Annotated in this window: 22 protein-coding genes; 12 read left to right on the top strand and 10 right to left on the bottom strand. The window is 28.5% G+C overall.

The genetic code is table 11. The annotated features are described in order from the left end of the window. Nucleotides 1-192: 192 nt before the first annotated feature. The 4 genes from ACR0P1_RS02990 (at nt 193) to fwdF (ending at nt 4,934) form a co-directional block, all read left to right on the top strand. A complete protein-coding gene (locus ACR0P1_RS02990; RefSeq protein WP_432644925.1) occupies nt 193-3,072 on the top strand; it encodes an Ig-like domain-containing protein in 2,880 nt (959 codons plus the stop codon). A 107-nt stretch (nt 3,073-3,179) separates the two neighbouring features. Then, the gene (locus tag ACR0P1_RS02985) at nt 3,180-3,638 is read left to right on the top strand and encodes a phosphopantetheine adenylyltransferase (protein WP_432644924.1); all 459 of its coding nucleotides are present in this window, start codon (nt 3,180-3,182) and stop codon (nt 3,636-3,638) included. 87 nt (nt 3,639-3,725) lie between these two features. Further along, complete coding sequence (locus tag ACR0P1_RS02980) at nt 3,726-3,917, top strand: ferredoxin (protein WP_432644923.1); 192 nt, start codon at nt 3,726-3,728, stop codon at nt 3,915-3,917. Nucleotides 3,918-3,926: 9 nt separating this feature from the next. Continuing rightward, nucleotides 3,927-4,934, top strand: a complete 1,008-nt coding sequence (gene fwdF / locus ACR0P1_RS02975) for a tungsten-dependent formylmethanofuran dehydrogenase subunit FwdF (protein ID WP_432644922.1) — start codon at nt 3,927-3,929, stop codon at nt 4,932-4,934. A gap of 17 nt (nt 4,935-4,951) precedes the next feature. Here fwdF and ACR0P1_RS02970 read toward each other — a convergent pair whose 3' ends face one another. After that, entirely contained in the window at nt 4,952-5,167 is a 216-nt protein-coding gene (locus ACR0P1_RS02970; protein WP_432644921.1) for a class III signal peptide-containing protein, read from the bottom strand. Further along, a complete protein-coding gene (locus ACR0P1_RS02965; RefSeq protein ID WP_432644920.1) occupies nt 5,127-5,333 on the bottom strand; it encodes a class III signal peptide-containing protein in 207 nt (68 codons plus the stop codon). Before ACR0P1_RS02965 ends, ACR0P1_RS02970 begins: the two co-directional genes overlap by 41 nt. Nucleotides 5,334-5,527: 194 nt before the next feature. Here ACR0P1_RS02965 and ACR0P1_RS02960 point away from each other — a divergent pair, with 194 nt between their 5' ends. Together ACR0P1_RS02960 and ACR0P1_RS02955 are read left to right on the top strand one after the other, a co-directional pair. Further along, a complete protein-coding gene (locus ACR0P1_RS02960; RefSeq protein ID WP_432644919.1) occupies nt 5,528-6,679 on the top strand; it encodes a hypothetical protein in 1,152 nt (383 codons plus the stop codon). Further along, complete coding sequence (locus ACR0P1_RS02955) at nt 6,679-7,398, top strand: metal-dependent hydrolase (protein ID WP_432644918.1); 720 nt, start codon at nt 6,679-6,681, stop codon at nt 7,396-7,398. Before ACR0P1_RS02960 ends, ACR0P1_RS02955 begins: the two co-directional genes overlap by 1 nt. Here ACR0P1_RS02955 and rqcH read toward each other — a convergent pair. Next, nucleotides 7,395-9,401 (bottom strand): ribosome rescue protein RqcH, encoded by a 2,007-nt coding sequence (rqcH, locus tag ACR0P1_RS02950; protein WP_432644917.1) that lies wholly within the window; start codon nt 9,399-9,401, stop codon nt 7,395-7,397. The genes ACR0P1_RS02955 and rqcH overlap by 4 nt on opposite strands. An 84-nt stretch (nt 9,402-9,485) precedes the next feature. Between rqcH and ACR0P1_RS02945 the strand changes: the two genes are divergently transcribed. After that, nucleotides 9,486-9,758 carry a hypothetical protein gene (locus ACR0P1_RS02945; protein ID WP_432644916.1) on the top strand — a complete coding sequence of 91 codons (273 nt, stop codon included), beginning with the start codon at nt 9,486-9,488 and terminating at the stop codon, nt 9,756-9,758. Here the strand turns inward: ACR0P1_RS02945 and ACR0P1_RS02940 are convergent. Beyond that, a complete protein-coding gene (locus tag ACR0P1_RS02940; protein WP_432644915.1) occupies nt 9,753-11,573 on the bottom strand; it encodes a DUF2070 family protein in 1,821 nt (606 codons plus the stop codon). The two genes, ACR0P1_RS02945 and ACR0P1_RS02940, sit on opposite strands and share 6 nt — an antisense overlap. Before the next feature lie 352 nt (nt 11,574-11,925). On the opposite strand from ACR0P1_RS02940, the gene ACR0P1_RS02935 reads away from it, so the two are divergent. After that, on the top strand, nt 11,926-12,702 hold the full coding sequence (locus ACR0P1_RS02935) for a DUF4013 domain-containing protein (RefSeq protein WP_432644914.1): 777 nt from the start codon (nt 11,926-11,928) through the stop codon (nt 12,700-12,702). Nucleotides 12,703-12,973: 271 nt separating this feature from the next. Here the strand turns inward: ACR0P1_RS02935 and ACR0P1_RS02930 are convergent, their stop codons facing one another. Beyond that, nucleotides 12,974-13,123 (bottom strand): hypothetical protein, encoded by a 150-nt coding sequence (locus tag ACR0P1_RS02930; RefSeq protein WP_432644913.1) that lies wholly within the window; start codon nt 13,121-13,123, stop codon nt 12,974-12,976. A 128-nt stretch (nt 13,124-13,251) separates the two neighbouring features. On the opposite strand from ACR0P1_RS02930, the gene ACR0P1_RS02925 reads away from it, so the two are divergent. Further along, on the top strand, nt 13,252-15,036 hold the full coding sequence (locus ACR0P1_RS02925) for a hypothetical protein (protein WP_432644912.1): 1,785 nt from the start codon (nt 13,252-13,254) through the stop codon (nt 15,034-15,036). Nucleotides 15,037-15,112: 76 nt separating this feature from the next. Beyond that, nucleotides 15,113-15,613 carry a nickel insertion protein gene (gene larC, locus ACR0P1_RS02920; protein ID WP_432644911.1) on the top strand — a complete coding sequence of 167 codons (501 nt, stop codon included), beginning with the start codon at nt 15,113-15,115 and terminating at the stop codon, nt 15,611-15,613. A gap of 361 nt (nt 15,614-15,974) precedes the next feature. Here larC and ACR0P1_RS02915 read toward each other — a convergent pair whose 3' ends face one another. The 4 genes from ACR0P1_RS02915 to ACR0P1_RS02900 form a co-directional block, all read right to left on the bottom strand. After that, entirely contained in the window at nt 15,975-17,366 is a 1,392-nt protein-coding gene (locus ACR0P1_RS02915; RefSeq protein WP_432644910.1) for a B12-binding domain-containing radical SAM protein, read from the bottom strand. Nucleotides 17,367-18,125: 759 nt separating this feature from the next. Further along, nucleotides 18,126-18,584, bottom strand: coding sequence for a MarR family winged helix-turn-helix transcriptional regulator (locus ACR0P1_RS02910; protein ID WP_432644909.1), 459 nt, complete (start codon nt 18,582-18,584; stop codon nt 18,126-18,128). Between the two features lie 82 nt (nt 18,585-18,666). Next, on the bottom strand, nt 18,667-19,110 hold the full coding sequence (locus tag ACR0P1_RS02905) for an MATE family efflux transporter (RefSeq protein ID WP_432644926.1): 444 nt from the start codon (nt 19,108-19,110) through the stop codon (nt 18,667-18,669). A 53-nt stretch (nt 19,111-19,163) separates the two neighbouring features. After that, on the bottom strand, nt 19,164-19,871 hold the full coding sequence (locus tag ACR0P1_RS02900) for an MATE family efflux transporter (RefSeq protein ID WP_432644908.1): 708 nt from the start codon (nt 19,869-19,871) through the stop codon (nt 19,164-19,166). Nucleotides 19,872-20,390: 519 nt separating this feature from the next. On the opposite strand from ACR0P1_RS02900, the gene ACR0P1_RS02895 reads away from it, so the two are divergent. After that, a complete protein-coding gene (locus tag ACR0P1_RS02895; protein WP_432644907.1) occupies nt 20,391-21,410 on the top strand; it encodes a linear amide C-N hydrolase in 1,020 nt (339 codons plus the stop codon). Nucleotides 21,411-21,507: 97 nt separating this feature from the next. Here ACR0P1_RS02895 and ACR0P1_RS02890 read toward each other — a convergent pair whose 3' ends face one another. After that, the gene (locus ACR0P1_RS02890; RefSeq protein WP_432644906.1) at nt 21,508-21,834 is read right to left on the bottom strand and encodes a hypothetical protein; all 327 of its coding nucleotides are present in this window, start codon (nt 21,832-21,834) and stop codon (nt 21,508-21,510) included. A gap of 94 nt (nt 21,835-21,928) precedes the next feature. Between ACR0P1_RS02890 and ACR0P1_RS02885 the strand changes: the two genes are divergently transcribed. Beyond that, a complete protein-coding gene (locus ACR0P1_RS02885; protein ID WP_432644905.1) occupies nt 21,929-22,471 on the top strand; it encodes a hypothetical protein in 543 nt (180 codons plus the stop codon). The last annotated feature ends 445 nt before the right edge of the window (nt 22,472-22,916 follow it).

The raw sequence follows: 22,916 nt of genomic DNA, 5'->3' as shown, positions 1-22,916 counted from the left end.
ATTTAAATGAGTTTTTGACTTTTTAAAGTTTTAAAAACATTTATATAATATTAAATTATAAATGTTTATCCACTCATTATGAAATACTATATTTTAGTATACTCATTTTTTAGTATAAAATTTTCGTAATGAGAACCAAGAGGTGGAAAAATATCGATAAAAAATAGAGCTTTATTTATATCTATTGTGTTAATGTTCTTTTTAGTTTTAGGAGCAGTTAGCGCAACAGAATCAAATAATGCTTTAAATACAGAAGATTCAAATTTAATGACTGATAATGTGAATTCATTATCTGTTGAAAATGAATTAGAAGTTTCTAACGAGGATTCTATCTCAAAGACTAATTTAGTTAATTCTCATGATGATAATTTGAACAATTATTCTAATAGCAATGTTTCAAATAGCTATGAGAATAATTCTGGAAATGTTCAATCTTCTAATGATAATGAAACAGATAATACTAACTCTATTCAAAGTAAAGTTTCATCTGTTTCTAAGGATGGTAAGTTAGCTGCTAGTCCTAAAAAGGTATCCACAAAAGTTGATGTAATTGATACTCATTATTCAAAATCAGCTACATATTTCAAAGTAACTTTGAAGGATGCTAATGGTAATCCTATCAGCAATCAAAAAGTTTCTTTTAAAGTTAATGGAGTGACTTACACTGCTATTACCGATAAGAATGGTATTGCATCAGTTAAAACTAAGACTTTGTCCATAGGATCATACACTGTTGCAATTGGATATTCTGGTAATTCTAATTATGCAGATGTATCTCTTTCAAAGAAAGTTAAAGTATTATCATCCGTTACTGGAAGTGATATTACTAAATATTATGGACCTGTTGTCCAATATTCAGTAAAATTTTGGAAAAATTATGATGCATTAGCAAATACAAAAGTATCATTTAAAGTTAATGGGATAACTTATACTAAAACTACTGATAAAAATGGAATTGCTAAATTACCAGTTAATATAGCACCTGGGAAATATGTTATTACTACAGTTAATCCGTATTCTGGTGAAAAATTATCTAATAATTGTATTTCATTAAAAGATGCTACCACTTTGACTCATGGATCAAGTACTACTTATATTGTTCCTAATAAGAAATATTCATTTACTGTAACTTTAAAATCCAAACATGGTATTTTGATTAGCGGTAAGAATATAGTATTCAAATATTTGAATAAAAAAGTAACTGTTAAGACTAATTCAAATGGAAAAGCTACTTTGTCTCTTCCTGCTTTGTCTAAAGGTACTTATTCTATTAGTTATTCCTATTCAGGAGATAAATATTATTCAGGTTCATCTGAATCTGGAAAGTTGTATGTTCAAAATCCAACTACAAAACTCACATCTTCAAAATTGAATATGCAATATAATGATGGATCTAAATTTGCAGTTAAATTAACAAAAAGTGGTAAAGTTTTAGTTAATAAAAATGTAAAAATAACTTTTAATGGAAAATCTTATACTGTTAAAACTAATTCAAAAGGTATTGCTTATTTGACTGTTCCTACAGTGAAACCAGCTACTTATACAATTAAATATGAGTATTTAACTCCGAGTTATTTCGATTATTGCCAGGGATCAAATAAAATTGTTGTTTCTAAACAAACTGCTAAAGTATCAGCAGGGGATTTAGTAATGAACTATAAAGATGGATCTGTTTATAAAGTTGTTGTAAAAGATAAATTCGGAAAAGCTCTTAAAAATGTTAAAGTTAATTTCTTAATCAATGGAAAAACTTACACTCATAACACTGATTCAAAAGGAGTAGCTACACAGGCAATTGGATTAAGTATTGGTTATTATTCAGTTAAAACAAGTATTTCCAACAGTTATTATACACATGGTACTATATCTAAACATATATCAGTTAAGGGAACTAAATTTGTAGGTGAAAATCTTAATGCGGTAGCTGGTAAAACCGTATATTATTCAGTAAAATTGTTAGATTACAAAAATAATCCGATTAAGAATACTAAGGTTAGTTTTACTCTAGATGGTAAAAAATATACTGCTACAACTAGTTCATCTGGTATTGCTAAAGCGAATTTAGGTGTTTTATCTAAAGGTACTCATACTATTAAATATTCACAGGGATCTTATTCAGGTTCATCTAAAATATCTGTTATTGATGCAGTAACAATTAGTGATGTTATTAAAGCATCTAAAAATGTAGAGAATTTTATTCAAAAAAATCATAGATTACCTGCTACAGTTAAAATTGGTGAAATTACTTATTCAACTAATCAATATTTGTATTTTGCTTCAAAAGCTATTGTAAATTTAAAATCTAATATTAAATCTGCAATACCTGTTAAAAATATTGGTGGTCCAAGTAGTCCTTCATCAACATATGCTAAGGGTAATTTGTATGATTATTTAGCTGTTGCAAAAAGTGTAGTGAAAACTGCTGACTCTAAAGGTAGTGTTCCTAATACTGTTAGTTCTAAGATTGGAACTATTGGTTATAACAGTCTGGTTGATGCTTTTGCTCGTGTTATCGCATTTTATGGTGACGATAATAGAATGCCTTCTTATGTGGGAATAAAATCAATTAGTGCAACTAGTTCAAATGGTGGTTTGAATTCGGATAATACTATTTCAAACTTAAAGCCATACTTAGCAGCATCAGCTAATTGTCAAGTTGATAATGCTAAAATTAAACAGTTAGTTAATACATTGACTAAGGGATTAAAAACTACAAAGGATAAAGCAACTGCAATTTTCAACTATGTAAGGGATAAAATTTCATATTCTTTCTATTATGATACAAAACATGGGGCTGTCGGTACATTAAATGCTAAGTCAGGAAATTGTGTTGATCATTCTCATTTGCTTGTAGCTATGTTTAGAACTGCAGATATTGAAGCTAGATATGTCCATGGAACATGTACTTTTTCTAGTGGAAGTACTTATGGGCATGTTTGGACCCAAGTATTAATTGATGGTGTTTGGACTGTTGCCGATGCAACAAGTTCTAGAAACTCGTTAGGAAAAATAGCTAATTGGAATACTAAGTCTTACAAACTTAACGGATACTATTCTAGTCTCCCATTCTAATTAACTTTTTTTTATTTTTTTTTTAAAATTTCTTTTTTTTTGTATTGCTATCATTTTTTATAATAGTTCTAATAAATAGTTATTTAGCAAACTATTAGGACAATATTATGAAATCTAAGAAATATAGTAAAGTGGCTGTTGGTGGAACTTTTGATAAATTCCATGATGGGCACAAAAAATTATTATCTGCTGCTTTTGAATTAGGTGACCACGTGGAGATTGGTGTTACTTCTGATGCTTTTGGCGGGTTAAAAGGAGATATTGATTCTTGTAAAGTAAGAATGAGTAATCTTAAAGCCTTCTTTTCAGATAAATCAGATTTTGTTGTAATTCCATTAAATGATCCATATGGAACTACAATATATGATGATGATTTTGAAGCTATTGTTGTTAGTGAGGAGACTGAACCTACTGCAGTTGAAATTAATAAAATTAGAGTTTCTAAAGGTATGGAACCTCTCGATATTGTCATAGTAAGTTTTGTGCTAGCTTATGATGGAATTCCCATATCTTCCACACGAATTAGGCGTGGTGAGATTAATCAAGAGGGAAATGTTGTTGAATAATCCAAAAAATATCGATATGTTTATTAATACAGTTCGATAAATAATTAATTACATAAATTATTTTATGTATATTTTTGAGGTGATTATATGGCAGTAAAAATTGATTCTGATTTATGTGGACATATTCAAGATTGTCCTGTACAAGGATTATGCATTAAACTTTGTGAGCAAGGTGCAATCATAGAAAAAGATGGCGATGTATGTATCGTTCCTGAAAATTGTGATGATTGTGATCTCTGCATTCAAAACTGTCCAAATCAAGCTATATCTAAAGCATGAGGGATATAAATGTTTAATATAGAAAGAGATGGTGAAGAACACCGTAGTTTATCATATAATGATGGATATTGTGTTGGTTGTGGAATTTGTGCGGATGTTTGTCCAACTTCCTCTTTAAGATTAGGACCTATAGTTCCAGTAGCTCGTGGATTAATTGAAATGGATTTAGTTTCTATTAAAAAAGATTCCTGTGTGTTCTGTGGATTATGTTCAGTTGCTTGTCCATTTGATGCATTATCTTTGCTTGTTGATGGTGAAGATATTAAAAACATGGATTCTTATCCTGTCTGGAATAAAGGAACTGCTGTTGATGATGGGGAATGTATATACTGTGGTAAATGTCACAATGTATGTCCTAGCGATGCAATAATCTTTGAAAGGAAACTTCCAAATCCTGTAGATTTAGTCAGAGGGGAAATTGATATAAATAAAGATGAGTGTATATATTGTTCTTTTTGTGCAGACATGTGTCCTGCTGAAGCAATTATAATTAAAAATATTCCTTCTTCTGATGGTAATTTAAATTGGTCTATTGAAGTAGATGATTCTAAATGTATTTTCTGTGGTATTTGTAAGAGAATTTGTCCTGAAAATGCTATTAAGCAAATATGTTCTACTTGTATGTTAATTGAGGAGATTGAAGTTCCAGAAATTACTGGTAACGTAATGATTTTAGATAATTCATGCGTATACTGTTCATGGTGTTCTGAAGTTTGTCCAGTTGATGCAATTGATATAACTAAACCATTTGATGGAAAATTAGAATTGGTTGAAAGTGAAGAAAAAATCTGTAAAGGTGATTCTTGCCATGCTTGTATGGATGTTTGTCCATGTAATGCAGTTTCAATTGTTGATGGAAAATCTGTAACTGATTTATCTTTCTGTAATTTATGTGGGGCTTGTGTAAAAGCATGTTCACAAAATATTAGAATTTTAACAAGAACTGGTTTGAATTTAGAAAATATCCATTCTGAATCTTGGAATGAAATCTTAAATTCAACTTTAGTTGGAAAATAGAGAGGTTTACTCTCTATTTATATTTTATTTATTAAAAAATTTCTTTCTGTTTTTAGCAAATTTTGTATATTTGTTTGTGATTTTTCGGTTATATTTGATATATAACTTCCTACAAGGAGTACAATAACAATTAATCCGCCAACGATTAAAAGTAATTCAGCACTTCCCTGTCCTTTGTTATCAATTTTTTTTCTAAACATGGGTGCGGTTGTCGAGTATGGTGTTTCTAACATCAATGATATCATCTTTAGCTTTTAGGCTGACATCACTTGTTTCCATGTATGATCTATATATTGTTAATGCAAGCAATGCAATTACAAGAACGCCTCCAAAAAGCAATATATATTCTGCTGCACCTTGTCCTGAATTTTCTTTGATGAGTTGTTTCATATTCTTCATGTTTTTTCACCAGTATTAAATTAGATTTTTTACTATATTAATATTACTATATTATAAAAAAGTAATACTAATTTCTTTTTTTAATCTTTATCTATCTATTTTCGTGTTTTTTTCCATTAGATTTATAAATAGTTATTTAGATAATTATATAATAGTTAAAAATAGAGTGATTAAAAATTTATAAGGGTGAAAACGTGGGAAATACAATAAAATTAGTTTCAGGTTTTATTTTATTAGTGATTGGTGTTCTCATGGCTTATGAGACAACGGTCTATAATTTATTAGATATTTTATTAATTGTTGCTATACTTATTGCAATCATTGGGGCATTTATGATTGTTAGTTATTTTGTTGAATCTAATGCTAATAAGACAGCAAATAACATTAAAGAGTTTTTAGAGTCTAGAGAAAGGAATTCAAGTTTTGATAGGAAAAATTCCACTAATGAGGGACCTTTAAAAATTCGTCATGATTATGATGATTTTGATGATGTGGAATATGAAGATTTAGTCCTTGAAGATTATGCTGAATCTACTAATAATGGATATTATAGTCGTTCTTTAGAAGATAATCCTAAGGAAGTATTGAAAACAGTTCCAAGACAAGAAAAAGAATTGGATTTGGATAAAAAATTAGTTTTCACTCCAAATTATGAGAGACCATTAAAAGTTACTAGGTCTCCTAAAAAACGTCAATCTGATTATTTTGAACAGGAAACACCTTCAATCATTGTTGAAAATGATAAAACAGAGGAAATTGAACGTGCTTTAGAAGAACCAACTCCAGTTGAAAAAGTAGATGAAATTCCTACATTATCTGCTCGCGAAGTTACTCAACCTAGAGACATTAAAATTGATATTAATGACCCTGAAAGTTTACCTATACCAAAATCACTTAATAGTCATATAATCTGTAATGATTCTGTAATAACTTCCCAGGAAGCTTTTGATCAATTAGCAGTTCATATTAATAAAGAAATTATGTTGGAAATTCCTTCTTTAAATGTATTGTCCGACAGATTCTTATCTCATGTTCCTACAAGCTATTCAAGAATAATCATTAATGAATTTGATACATCTGATATGTCTTACATGTTCTTAATTTCATCTCTTTTAAAACAAGGTGTTCATATTAAGACTGTTCCTAAGGTTCATACAATTAATTTAATCACTGATGATTCTTATGCTATGATTATCTCTGAAGGCCAAAGGGATATGGAATATGGTGCGATATATGATGATAGGAGTTCTATTTCAAATATTCGTGCCAGTTTTGAAAAAACTTGGAATATTGCATCTAATTTAGATGAAAATATTGTTATTGGTTCTAATGGAGTGTCTATGTAATGGAAATAAGATGGTTAGGTCATTCAGCATTTGAAATAATTAGTGATGATAATGTTAGGATTTTAATAGATCCTTTCATTAGTAATAATCCTGCTTGTCAGGTTCCTGTAGAAGAATTAAATCCAGATATTATCTTACTTACTCATGGGCATTCTGATCATTTTGGTGATGCTTTAGAAATATCAAATACTACTAATGCTCCTATTGCATGTATTCATGAAATTTCACTTTTTTTAGCTAAACAAGGAATTAGGAACATTAGTGTTAACATTGGTGGTTCTTTTATCTATAGAAATATTAAATTCACCATGCTTGAGGCTAAACATTCCTCTGATATTGATATTGTTGAGGAAACTGTTCCTGGTGGAACTGCTGCAAGCTTTTTAATAACCTTTGAAGATGGGACTACAATATATCACTGTGGTGATACTGGATTATTTGGTGACATGAAAGATGTTATTGGTGCAATATATAAACCTGATGTGGTAATGGTGCCTATTGGGGATAAATTCACTATGGGTCCTTTTGAAGCAGCATTAGCTTCTATGTGGATGAACCCAAAAGTGGTTATTCCAATGCATTATAATACATTTCCAGCAATAGAACAGGATCCTGCAATTTTTGCTAATTTTGTAAGTCAATTTAATCCTAATATTGATATTGTGGTTATGAATTCTAATGAATATTTTGAATATAATCCTGAAGATTATCAGGATTAATTTTTCTCATATTTTTTTCTTAAATGATATTCTTCGTCGATATCACATTTTCCGGATGGTAACACTCTTATGATATCGTCAAGTGTTAATAAATCATCTTCATTAATTTTCTTTAATATTTTTTTAGCTATTGCTTCTTTTTTTGTAAATCCTGGTTTTAATACAACATAATTATCACAGTGTGCTTCAAGTGATTCAACTGGACCTGCCATTATTCTTTTACCTTCATAGTCAACAATTCCAATAGCTAATTTTACTCTTGCACCTCTGATATAATTACGATGACCTCTTATTACAAATGATCCTTTGGCTAAAAATTCCCCTGCTTCCGGTGTTTTTGTAACTTGGTCCGGATGAACCCAATATACATCCTGTGATGTGAAGCCCATTGACCAAGCAGATGAAAATGCTGCTGCAAACTCTCCAGATTCTTTAATGATATTCTCATTTAATTCATTACCATTTAATTTTATTGCAGTTGAACTTGCACCATGTATATCTGCGTGTAAGTATATGTCATTTGGTTCTAAATATTTTTTAACAACCATTTCATTACTGTTAGCATCACGTCCACCAACAACTAATATGTTATCAGAGCTAATGAACCATCTAAGCTTTTCATACCATTTCAAATTTTTTTTAACTCTTTTTTTAGGTACTGCAACATGCTCCATTGCCATATCTTTTTTAGACTTGATATCTTCAAGTTGTTTTTTAGTATTTTCAATAGCTATTAACGCACCTTTTGTTTTTCTTTTTGCTTTTTTAGCTTTTTCATAGTATATTTCAGCATTTTCAGGAATTGTTAATTTAGGATTTATATTTAATGTTGTATCATTTATATTAAGTGTTAAAACACCCATCTTATCAATTGATTCATAAATTTGAGCTTCTACCATTCCATCTTTTTTAGCTTTTTTAAGTGTTTTACCAATTTCCTTGAATGAGTAGTTGTTACTCCATGCAGTGTTTACAACATTTATGATGTTTTCAATTGTGGAGTAATTAGAATAGATTACTTCTCCTTTATGTTGACTTTCTTCAATGGTTCTTGTAAAATTATCAAGTGTTTCTTGTTGTAAACTTAATCTTTTTTCAAACTTCTTTACTTTTTTATTCCATGCAGCTTCTTTTACATTTTTTATGCTGCTGTTTACTTTTTTTGAATAAAATTCATCACAGGCTTCATTGAAAGTATTATAAGAAGTTTTTTCAAAATCAGCATATTTAACAAGATCTAATGGAACAACATCTTCTTTTGAATCTTTTTTTACAATTTGTGGTTTAATTAATCCGTTTTTAAGACTGTTAAACAAGTCATTTAGACTTTTATGGATTTCTTTAATTTGTGTGTCGGTTAATTGTGATGTTGGTGTATTTTTGTCTATTTCAATAACATTATTAGCTCTTTGAATAATTTCTTCTGCATATAAACTTCCAAGTCCATTCATTGCAAGTGTTCTTACAACATCGCTTTCAGTATTTTCAAACAATTCCTTTAGTTCTTCTTCAGTAATTGTGATAGGATTCATTCCCCTCTCTTCGGGGAATTTGTATTCTCGCTTAGAACTGATATCTCTTGCACTTAACTGTTTTCTTTTTAATGGTTGGATGATATTATTTTTATCATCTAAAAGAATTATATTTCCTTTATCAAATAATTCAACAATTATTGTGTAATATTTATCTTTTTTAACTTTAATTTCAATTACACGATCAAAATTATGTTGTTTAATGCTTTCAACATGCGCTCCTTTGATTCTTTTTCTTAAAAGCATGGGAAATGATGGTGGTGTAGTCGGATTTTCAAGAGGGTACTGACTAGTATGTATTCTAGAACCGCACTGCATTACTAAATCGATTCTACCAGTCCCAGGAACATGGAATCTCATTACTACAATATCATTTGTAGGTTGGAATGATTTATCTACTCTAGCACCACTTAATAAATTATTTAACTCATCACTTATTGTATAAATGTCTACATTGGACATGGATTTCATTGTTAACACCTTTTTTATCAATACTTTAATATATTATAACTTACTAAATTTATATTAATATATTTAATTTAACGGAGGATATCAATGGACACAACTATTAAAATCACAAGTATTCATATTGTTGCGGCTTTATTTGCTTCTCTTATTTCTGCTGGTTTAACTTTAGGTTGGTTTGGATTCAAAAATGATGTTTTCGCATTCTTCATTGCATTAATCATATTGTATTTCATTGGCCAAGCTTGTCAGAAAATGGCTGGCGATGAGATTTCTGGATTTTCCCAATGGTTATGGGATGGAATCGCACCATTCTATTTTGTATGGGTTATAGCATATACTCTTTTTACCATCTACTTATAAACCACCAAAGAATATCCATATAAATGCAATTAGTAATGCTGTAATCAACAATACTGGAGCTATAATTTTACTCACGGCAACTACTGAACTGATTGTTGAAATTAATTCAGTTGAATTTTTTGGTCCGAATGTGTTAAGATTTTCAATTTTTTCAGTTCCAGTTCCAACTTCTACTTTTTCTAAATCTTTTATTGCTTCTTTGATACTTATTTTAACATACTCTATGATTTCTGGTCTTTTTGAAATTCCAACAGGATTATATCCTCTTGAAAGTGTATTTACTGTATGAGTATCAGTTGTCATTACTTCGATTTCATCTATTTCCAAATCACTGACAGCATCAATAATTTCTTGTCTAAATCCCATTTCCATATTATTTGAGTCAAAAAGAACATATGCTGTTCTTTGATTGTCAACTTCAACAATCATTGTTTTTATACCACTATCCCCAATACCTTCATGTTTATCCAGAGTTTCCATTGTATCTTCATAGCAGCCTACTTTTACTTCGTGTTTTTCCTGGTTTGGATTGATTGTATCAATAACTTCAATTATTTGGAAAACTTCTGAATTTCCAGGTAAAATTTCTCCGCTTTCAGGAGTAAATGAATTATGACAATCTACAATTATTGAGTCTTTAACATTGCAATGGTTTCTACTTTGAGCCATCATGGTTAGTCCCACACCAAATTCAATATCATCAACTGCATCCGGAGCAAAAGTTGATAAAATGACCATACCTTCATTAAATAACTGAACACCAATTTTTGCTTTTTGAGAAGCATACCTTACAAATTTACTTGCATTTGAAGAGTATTCCACTTTTTCTAATCCTTTTCTTACGGATTTTTCAACTTTATCAATTTCAGATACTGCAATTGGGTTAAAATCATGTGTAGATGGTCCATGAGCAACCATTGTAAAATGATCAAATTTGTTCGCTAAAATGGTTGGCATATTTGATCCTCCAAGGTCCCCTAATGGTCCTGGATGAACGGAAGGTGATATGAATAATGCTTTTATTCCTTTTTCAGTTTTAAAACTAACAAATGTAACAATTGTATCAATAGCCTCACTCATGTTTTCAAATAATCCTTCAAGAGAATTTGAGCCTTCATTCATATGAGCAATGAATAGACTTAATAAATCCAAAACACCTATTCCCAAATTCTTCTTAAATGGGGATGCAATAACTTTGATAAATGCATATATTGCCATAACGAATATTATTGCAGCAATTATTGCTTTTATGGTAATCTGTAAAATAATAGGACCTAAAAAGCTTGTATCAATGAATAAAAATGTAACTAATGTATACATTGCTAAGATAAGTAATGGTTGAATTAAACCAGTAAATGCAGCGGTCATAAATCTAACTTTGGAGGTAGCCCAGAATACTAATGTGTTGAATCCATAGACCAAGACACAACCAAATAGCATTGAGTTTAAAAATAGGTTTAGTTGTAATATTTGAGAGATTATGCCTCCGATAATTATTATTATTCCAAGTATGGTCATTGAAAGAGCAGATAAAAACATTGAGTGTTTGATTTTCAAGTTAATTCCATGAACAATACTGATTGTTTGTTGATTCAATGCTCCACTCATGATGGATGAAATCCCAAATACAGTTAAGCCAAAGAGTCCTCCTGCAATAATATTTTCAAAAATACCAATTTCTGAATTCAAATCTATTAGATAATATGCACTTCCAATGATAAAACTGATAATAAGCATTCCTATTATTGAGAACTTAGCTTTTGGTAAGGTTTTAATATATTTGGACAATCCTGCAACACTACTCATACTTGACATAATAATTTATCCTCACTTTTTTATTAAATGCTCATATAAAAATTAGTCATAACAAATATATTAAATTTGTTAAAAATGAAAATAATACTTTAGTTAATAAAATAATTCTAAATTTATATTTAAATGAAGAGTATTTTAAAGAAATAAAAGAATTAAACATAAATGTGCTCAGTAGATTTAGTATGATATTAATTCTATTTATTACTCTTATTTTCAAAAAATAAACATAACATAATAACTTACATCTATTTTTTCAAAGGTGCGGCATTTTTAAAGGTTTTCATTGCTTTAATGGTAATATTTATATCAAATAATTAATAAAAATAAGTTATATTAAACGGAGGATGATAAATTGAATTTTATTGAAATTTTTAAAGATTCTTTAAAATACCCGACATTAGATTTTAAAAAACTTTTAATTTTAGGTATTTTAGTTATGGTTTGTGGAATTTTCACTTTTTTAGGAACTTCATCTACAAATGATAATGCTATGGCTATTTTAGCATTAATTTCTCTTATTATTACTTTGGTAGTTGATTTTGTTATTCAAGGTCATATTATAGATATTATTGGTGTTGGTATAACACAAAAAGATGAAATTCCAGCTATTAATTTTAAAGATGATTTTGTACTTGGGATTAAATCCTTTATTGTAGAAATTGTTTATTATATAATTCCTATAATACTAATTATTGCTCTTATTTTTTTAACTGGTGGTTTTGATTATCTTGTCACAATTTTAACTAATACAGATTTAAATAATATTGGGGATAATGTTGCTATTATTTTCGCGGGATCTATATTCTTCACTGTTGTAGTATCAGTTATTTTAGTTATTATATTTTCATTAGTTAGTATAGTTGCTTTTGGAAAATTAGGTAAAACTGGTAATTTAAAAGAAGCATGTTCTGTAGGTACAATTATTAGTGAAACTAAAAAAATTGGATTTTTAAACATGTTAGCTTATATTATTGTGTTAATGATAATAGATTTCATAATTTTACTAATTTCATCTATTATATCAATATTAATTCCACTTGTTGGATTTATTATTGCAGCACTTATTCTCATGCCTTATTTATTAATGTTTAATGCTCGTGCTATGGGTTTAATTTATTCTAAAGTATAAAACAAATTCTTTTAATTTACATGAAAAGTTGTGAAATTTAATAATCAATAGAAAAGGGCTTTTTAAAGCTTTTTTCTAATTTTTTTCTATTTTTATATGTATATTTTCTAAAAGACACATTTTTAAATCATGTGGTGGGAAATGTATTGTACTAGATGTAAGCGTAAAGGATTCAGTTTCCACTAGTTGGTTTTTATAATTTTAAATAGTTATTTTTATCTGAGTGATAAGTATATTCAACTTTATTATCACATGAAAGTAATTGTTGGATTCAAATTTCCTTGGCATATTCATCTAAAAATAATTGAATATCCTCAACAGAAATTTTATTTTCATAATTTGTAGAATCCCATTGAATTTCATCAAATAATTTTTGAACCTCCAAAAAGAAGTAGGAATAGGTTAAAAATTTATTAGTCAAAGAGATAATATAATGTGAGTATTTATTTTAATAATATTTATTTATATTAAAGTTTATAGTATTAATAATGATATAATGGTGGTATATTATTAATTTAGGCTTAAAACTTAATTAAAAAGGTGATATGTATGGAAAAAGAGATTATTGCAGCAATGATGGCTTCTACATTAAATATAGATAATATGTCTAGTGACAGATTAGAAGCTTTAACAAAAGGACATGGTATGTTAAATCTTGCAGCTATTTGTTCTGCAAACTCAATTGCAGAAGATGTATTGAGGGGAACTAATATAATGTTAACTGACGAAAATGTCGGTACACTTCCTATTGATGATATCTTGAGAAAAGCGATTGAAGCAGCAGAAGAATGTGGTGCAGATGCAGCAAATGCAGCTTTATTAAGCGCAGCATTATGTTATTTTGCAGGAACTAATGCACAAGCTGGTGTTCCAGCAGGAAACAGGAAATTAGGAGCTATGGCAAGAATGATTGCAGGTGTAGATCGCTGTGGTGTACTTGCTATTCCTACTCCAAAAGCAAATAATAGAATCTCAGGTTATGCTGCTGTAAGGGCGGTTTATGATGAAATATTCAATAATAATTTAACACCTATTGAAGGAGCTATACTTCCATTAGGTGTTGGAGGAGGTCCATTATATGGACATAATGCATTAGGAGAAGATATTGGTTTTTCAGAACTTGCTCGTAAAGGAGCATATGCAGGTACAAAAGGAATGTTAACTGCATATTCTAATGTAGGTATGCCCCCATGTCCAATAATTGCAGCTATTTTTGGTGTAGCAGCAATTTTAGAAATTGTTCATCCAGATTCTGAAGTTTCAGAGGAATATGGTGAATTTTTCGTAGCTAACAGTGCATATGTAGCAGGTTTAGGTGCTTGTGAAGCAGCAGGATTGCCTGAAAAATTACATATTAGGGGAACTGGAGAAGAATATGACACAGCTACAGTTGTAGGTGACTTTGGAGTAATTATGAAAGATATTGGTGGTCCAAGTGTAGTTGGTATGATGGCATTTGAAGAAATGCTTTCTGCATTTGAAGAATCATTGGATATTGGTGCAGGTTTTTCTGGAGGTCCATTACAACCACCTTTAGGTCATATGACTGCTGATGCAATACTTTCACTTAAAGTTTTACTTGCAAGCAATGGAGATGTTGATAAAGCAGCTGAAGCTATTAATAATGTAAAATCTAATTTCTATCTTGAACCAACAATAGCTAAAATAGCTACTAATACTATTGCTCGTAAATCTGAACAAGTTATGAGAGGACCAGTTACAAAAGCTATGATATTAGCAACTGAAGGTACATTAAGTGCTGAAACTCTTAGAATTGCTGAATTTACATATGAAAAACTTAATGAGGGCATGACTCTTAGAGAAATTACTAAAGCACTTGATGATGAAAAACTTAATAATGTTCAAACTGCAGCTTCTGGATTATTTAGTGAGATGATGGAAAAAGATATTCAAATTAATATTACTAATTATTCCGGAAGATCACGTAGGAAGGAAAATCCATTCTTAGATAATTATGCTGGTTTTGATACTAGAGCAGATGTAGAAGTTACTATTGATGGTGAAAAAATAGTATTTGAAGAATTTGCTAATAAAGTATTGCCTGATGCTGTAGTAAATAAAAATTCTGAAATTTTAGAAGTTATGCCTCTTGCAGCAGTCCCTATTACTGAATTACAATTATGTGGACACACTATTATTAATGTAATTGTTCCTGCAGCAGTTGCAGGTGCAATGGGATATGCTGATGGAGATATTAAAGCTATTGCAAAAGAAGCAGTTCGTGGAGCTTATGTAACTTCTTCTATTCCTGGAGGAATGGAAAGAGCTCAAGATGTTGCAAAACGTGCTGCTGCTATAATGAAAGATTTATAGTGAAACATTTAAAAATTAAATAAGTTTGAATTATTTAAATAATTTCTCTTATTTTTTTTATTTTTAGGTGAAAATCATGTTAATAATGACTACAATTGATGATTTATCTCCTGAAGGCATTCCTTATATTATAGATAAAATAATTGATACTGGAGCTAAAAATGTCCATGTAATTAATGCTCTTACTAAAAAAGGACGAATGGAATATATTGTACTTGTTGATTTTGAGGAAAAATACTTTGATGACATTTCAAGTCTTTTAGCTTTAGAATTTGGCACAATTGGTATGAAAATATTTAAACATGAGCATAAAAAGTTTCCATATGAATTGATTGAGAAACAGGTTTTAATAAATATTAATAATTATTCTCTAGAATCTACTGTTAAAATTAAGTATTTATTTAATGATAATGAGAAGTTAATTTCATTGAAAGCAGAATATGAAGATTTGAAACTTCTGACGAAAAAATTAAATCAGAAAGGTTTTGATATTTCATTTTCTAAACTAAAAACTATTATTGAGGCAGAAGCTTATATAACACCAACTGATTCTAAATCAATTTTAATTAGCTTGTAATTTTTCTTTGGATTTCTTGCCATTTGAGTTAAAGCATTCAATCAGTATACAGTCTTTTAAAGAGTGTTGTTTAAAAATTAGAAATTGATAATATTTTAATGTATAATGGTTTTTCATTGATTTTAGAAATCATTGGTAAATTTCCTATTCTCAATGGAAATTTATTCATTAGAACATACCGTAATTTACATTTACATCAAAGTCGCACCATTCACCTCTTCCTTCAGGATATTCATTCACATTTCCGCAGGTAGGACATGTCCACACTCCACAACCACATCTGTCTTTAAAATCATCATTTATTTTTCCATATTTAGGACATTCCCGTATATTTTCACCGTTTAATATTCATATTATTTTTTTAGGCTTTCTTGTCATTATTTTTAGTTAATGCTGTTTTGATTACGCCAAATATTGTTTTAATGAAATACATTCCGTCTTGTCTGAATTGGCTTAAAAGATATTGTGGTCTTAGATAGAATTTTATAAATGCTTTAGTTTGCATTTTCCTTAAATCTTTTAGGGAACAGTCTGCGGTCTCTAAAATTGGGCTAATTAATGTGTATTTAGACCAATCTTTTACTTTAATTAAATTTTTCTCAAAGGATTCTTTATAAAATCTTGTTCCAGGATATGGTGTAGATAAACTGTAAATAGCATAATTCGGTTTAAGTTTATGGACAAATTTAATTGTTTTATTCATAATCTTTTTAGTGTCACCAGGCATGCCTAAGGCAACAGAAGCTATTGTTCTAATTCCTAATTTTCTTGACATTTTAAATGCATTTTCAATTTTTGGAACTGTAATTCCTTTATCCATTGAATCAAGCTGGTTTTGATCTACAGATTCTACACCCATAAAGACAGTAATACATCCAGATTCCTTCATGTTTTTAAGTACTTCTTCATCTAAAGTATCAACACGAGCAGTACAGCCCCACATAATCTCATAATCTTTTTGCTTAAGTTTATCACAAAATTCCATTAATCTTGATTTTTTTAATGTGAATGTATCATCCATGAATGCAATAGTATTAATATCATATTTTTCACGTAAAAAATCAATTTCAGATAAAATATTATCAACACTACGTTGTCTCATTTTTCTACCATGCATTGCAGCAGAAGAACAGAAGGAGCATTTCATAGGACATCCTCTTGTTGTAATCATAGTTGCCATGTGAGTGTCCATATCTAAAAGTTTATATTTATCCATAGGCATTAAATCAAAAGCTGGGAATGGAAGAGCATCCAAATCATAAATTAAATCAGCATCTGGATTTAAAACAATGTTGCCATCCTCTTTAAAGACAATTCCTCTAACTTCCCTTAAATCACCTTTATTTTCAATAGTTTTAACTAAATCACGAAGAACATATTCTCCCTCGCCACGAATAACAATATCAACAAAGTCATTTTTCAATGTTTCTTCAAAATCAAAAGTTGGATGATATCCTCCCATTACAATAATTGAATTAGGGAGCACTTCTTTTGCTATTTTAGCTGTTTCTAAAGCCTTATTTATTGTTGGTGTAAGTGCAGATATTGAAATGATGTCAGGACTTCTGTTTTTGATTTCTTCTGAAAATTCATTAAAATCCATATCCTCTGCAGAAGCATCAAGAATATTAACATCAATTCCATTATCTCGCAAAACTGCGGCTATATAACCAATACCTAAAGGTGGTGCAATAACACCCATGAATTTATATTTAGATGCAGTTTGTGGTGGATTAACTAAAGTCACTTTCATAATAAAACATCCAATAATTATAATATGTTAATTTTTGATTTCAAAATATAAATATGTTAATCAAATTTTAGTTTTTACATAAACTCAAACTCATCTGTCTATGATTGTTATGTTCCTGTTTACAAGCTAATTTTTGTTTTAAATGTTATATTCAAAACATTTTAAAAAAGGGTGAATAATTAGATGTTTTTTTTTAAGTTGGTAAATGATTAGTGAAAAGTTATATATGGCTTGTGTACAACAAGTGGTTTTATTATGAATTTTGAAAATATGAAATTTTCTCAATTAGGTACAAGGTCAATGAGTGGTAATGATTTTGAACTGAAAAATGATTATCTAAAAGCCATGACTATTGTAAATATTGATACCAAGATGGGGAGTTTATCAGCGAAGTTAATATGTATGAATGATAGATTTTTGTGTTCTAAAAATCGCAGAAGCTATTGGAATGAGTAACGAAGACAAGAAATATCTGAAGAAATGTTTCCAAAAAAACACTAGATGAAATAATTATCTACTTTTCTTTTTATATAATACTTAATTCTAGTTTTAATCATATGCTTTAGTGATATTCAACAACAGAAGTAAGATTATTTAGATGTTGAAATTACTTGCTTATTGAAATTGATAATGCATGGTTAAAATTACTAGCTAAACAGTCACATGAAAAACAAGAAGAAAATCCACTAATACATATAAAATAAATATTTTTTTAGTACTGTTATTATAATAAAATTTTAGAAAATATAAATTGTGGGATTATTTGAAAATATAACTATTAAAATTATGAATTAACCTATTTAATAGTTTCTTGAATATTTCTCTTTCATTTTCTGTGAAATTATAAACTAAATTCTTTTCCAAGTCTTTTTTAAAACTATTTATTTCCTCTACAGCTTTTTGGCCTTTAGTAGTTAATATGATAATATTATTTTTTTTATTATTATCATCATGAATTCTTTCAACAAATCCTTTATTTTCCAATTTATCAATAGATCTGGTTATTGTACTTTGATTTCTATGGAATAGCCTAGCTAAATCTTTTTGAATTACATTTTCATGATTATATATAAATTCTAAAGTCATATAATTATGAAAAGTTAAATCTAATTCATCAAATTTATCTAAACAAGCGATTTTAAAGCTTCTATCGATTATAGATATTAAAGAATCTAATGAATTATTATTTAACATCTCTTTATTAAACTGTGGTTTCATAATATTAAATCTAGTGTTTAATTATTTTTAAGTTTATCTAAATACCAATTAAAGTAGAAATAACTAAATATGGAAGATACAATCATCCAAGTATGATTCCTACATAAATTCCATAAACTCCGAAGTTTAATAGAATTCCCAATATATACGCAAAAATTGTTGATAATAAAAGATCTCTTAAAATAACTAAAGATAATGAAGTAAATCCTTTTTGTGCTGATTGAAACATTGCGGTTGATGAAAGACCAAGTGGAACAAATATTATATAAATTCCAAATAATCTTATGATATTTGCTATTAAGTAACCTAATGATTTATCTCCATTTAATAATGTGAATAAGTATGAAATTTGGTTTGCAAAAATAAATAGGATAATAGCTATTATGATTGAGATGGTTGTGGAAAATATAATTGAATATTTATATATGCTTTTAATTCTCTTATAATTTTCAGCTCCAAAATAATATTCGGAAATAGTTAAAATAGCTGCTTCAACTCCTATTGCAGGTATCATTCCTAAGGACAGTATTTTCTAAGATCCTGTAAATGCTGCAACATGGATGTCTCCACCAGCTACTATTAAATCATATTAACAAATATAAATAGAAAACTCATTACAAACCCTTCTAAAGTAGCTGGAATACTTAAAGATAGTATATTTTTTATATATTTCATATTAAATTTAAAATGAGACCATTTAGTTTGTAGGTATGTATCTTTCTTAACAAATAGCCAGTATATAACAACAATTGTTCCAATTAATGTGGATAGTATTGTTGCAGCACCAGCTCCCCAAATTCCAAAATTAAGGAAATATATTAAGAAGTAATCAAGAATTATATTCAAAACAAATCCAAAAATGGTAATATTTGATGCTTTTTTCATATCTCCTTCTGCTCTTAAAGATGAAATTGTTACAGTATTTAAAATTATTATAATACTTCCTGCAAATACTGTTTGAGCATAATCCATAGTAAGATCTATTACAGATTCTGCTCCCATGATAATTAATAGTTCTTTAAGACCAAAAAATGCAAATACAAAACAGATTATTGAAATTATAAGGGATATTAAAATCCCATGCCAAAAGACGTTATTTGCTTTTTCTTTTTCATTTGCTCCTATGTAATTGGACATTATGCTTATCATTCCTGTAATTAAACCTTGTCCGATTGATACAATCAGTATATAAACTGGAGGAAATATTCCAATTGCTGTTAATGCATTTGCACTGATCCCTGCTACGAATAGGGTGTCTATTATATTATATAAAGAAATAGAAACCATTGAAAGGGTTATTGAATATAAAAAAAGAATGGAAAAACATTATTAAAATTCGCAAAAGTAAATTATTTAATTAAAGGCGTGGGGTAGAGTTCCTCAAACTTTATTTTTTGAAATTTTAAATGAGAATAATATATTCTATATATTTTTTTAAGTAATGAAACTGGTAATTTTATTCAAACTGAAAAGTGTATGGCGTCCCTGTTTTGATTCAGGTTTTTGAGGAGGATAATCAGTTCATAAGCGAAAAAATTAAAGAGTTATATAATTTTATGATTTCTGAAGAATGGGTAGGTAATAACTCAACCATATAAATATGCTATTATCAACTTTTAGGGTTTGCTGTATTCTCATTAATCTTTCAGTTTTAAATATTACTTGAGGTAATATTCGTTTTAAACTAGGGTGAAGGGGTAATTTTACATAAACTTTAAATATGGAATGGTGAAATATTTAAAATTAGTCAGTATTTCATTGAACTTTTTTTTATAAATATAGAAAAAATATTAATAGGATGAAAGAATGTTAGAATTATCAGAAGATAGAATGGAATCAATTAAAACCATTAAAAAACTTACGGAATATAATGATTATAATCTTTATTCTATAGAAATAAAATATGATTATAATATCGATAAGGTAACTCCAATTGTCGAAGGAGAGATAAGTGATCAACAAATGATGGAATTAACCTTCGCAGATGCTCTTCCGGGAGTAGAATTGGAATTGGAAATTCCTAATTATGGATGTTCAGCATTTACAATGCCAAATGATGAAAAATTTTTATTTGGAAGGAACTATGATTTCTCTTTTGATTCATCAGCACTACTTGTAAGATGTAATCCTAAAAATGGATATAAATCAATAGGATTTGCAGCATTAAATCATATTTATAATAATGATCCCGAAATAAGCAGGGGAACAAAAGCATTATGTTTAATTTCACCATATATCTGTTTAGATGGGATTAATGAAAAGGGGCTTGGAATAGCTGTATTGACACAAACAAGCAAACCAACAATTCAAAAAACTGGGAAACCTATTTTATTAACGACTGTATTAATTAGATTAATTTTAGATAAAGCTAAAACAACAGAAGAAGCGATAAAATTAATCAAACAATATGATATTTTATCTACGAGTGGGAGGGATTATCATTTCTATATAACAGATAAGACTGGGGATGGTAGAGTAGTGGAATTTGATCCTGAAAAAGAAGAAAGACCAATGGTTGTTACTAAATTTAAAGCTGCAACAAATTTCTATGGAATGTATATTGATAAAGTAAAACCAAATAGAGTAAATGGAATATATGGAAAAGGAAAAGAAAGGTATGACTCCATAATGGATGTAATAAATAATGGTGGAAATGGAATAACTGATGTATGGAAAGCATTAAAAGCATCAGCACAAGACCCAAACCCTGAAGATATTGCAAGTAATACTCAATGGTCTATTGCATATGATTTAGACAAACTAGAATGTGAAATTGTATTAAGAAGGCATTGGGATGATATATTAAGGTTTAAATTAAATGAATAGTGTTAAATTAATTTTCAAGTGAGTTCTGGATATTACTTAAGATAATTTGATTTAAACCCAATGAAACGACTGAAGCAATAAAAACCTTAACTTTATTTCATTTGGTCATACTCTGAGTTAAACTTGGTGTTTTCTTCATTGCTGAATCAGGGTCTTCAATCAAATCTTCAATTTCTTTTATAGTCTCATCTCCTGTGAATTCTTTATTTAATTGGTTCTCGAAATATTTCTCCCAATCACTATTTTTTCGGACATATCCATTAATTTGTTTATGGAAATGTCCACTATATGTTTTTACAGCATGCAATTCTTCCCAATTTAGAATAATTTTTCCCTGTATTTTTATTTGTTTTTTCTCCAATATAGTTCCTGCGATTGTACGTGCTCCTCTAATATTTTGATTATCTAAAAAGAATGAGTCCATATCAATTTCAGGAACTGGATTTATATGTTTGAATAATAATTTTTCGTACTCATACGTTTAAAACGAATATTATCTTAAGTAATATTCAGAACTTATGGAAACATCAAATAAAAAAGATAGATATGATAAAGCTAGAAAAAGATATACTCTTAATGTTTTTGCAGATTTTAGACCAACAAAAAAACAATTGGAAAGAAATAAAAAAGCTAAACTATTAGAAGAAATGAATGATTTAGAAGGAGCTATAAACTTATATGAAATAAATGTTTCTGAAAAAGTTGGTAGTCCAACAACATATAAAAGATTATGTAATATATACGAAAGAACCAATAATTTATTTAAAATTACAGAAGTTTGTGATAATGCAATTCCAATCTTTATTTATTTAAATGATAAAAAAAATACAACCTATTTCTTAGAACTTAAATTAAGAATATTACAAACAATAGAAAATGAAATATACCGAAAATACGGATATAGTTCAGAATATTATAAATTAGTAACTCCTGAAGAAAATGATTATTTATATGAAAATTGTTGTGTTGATGATGCAAGAAAAATTATTCATAGGAAAATTGATGAATTAGAATCTAAAGCACATGCAGGACGTTCATTACGATATAATTTTTCTTTATGATATTATGTAACTGACTTTTCAGAACTGCTATTGGATAACGTGAAACAAAAATGATTTTGAAATTCATTGAATATCTAAAAGACAATGAATTGCTCAAGAACTAATATTTTAGAATAAGTATTTGTAAACTGGGGCGGATTAATAACAGATACATTAATACTCACCAATAGCTATTTGAAAACTCTTTTTAGAAATGCTTTCATATATATCCCAGTTTAAAACCCAAATCCAAAACCATTACTCCTTCCGTTAATGTTAATGTTAATGTTTTAAATTAATAACTATTGATATTGATTCAAGATATTAGAAACTTCTGTAAAGCATTTAACACCCAAAAAATATTTTCAAAATTGTAACATATGATGAATAATAAAGCAACATATACACTTTTTTATTAATTTAGATAAATGTACTACTTGTAATACACATATGTATATGTCCTTGT

Origin of the sequence: Methanobrevibacter sp., assembly GCF_050872065.1 — an archaeon.
In the GTDB taxonomy this organism is placed as follows: domain Archaea; phylum Methanobacteriota; class Methanobacteria; order Methanobacteriales; family Methanobacteriaceae; genus Methanocatella.
Note: the sequence above shows the minus strand (reverse complement) of the source record. Positions and strands in the feature narration are given on the sequence as shown.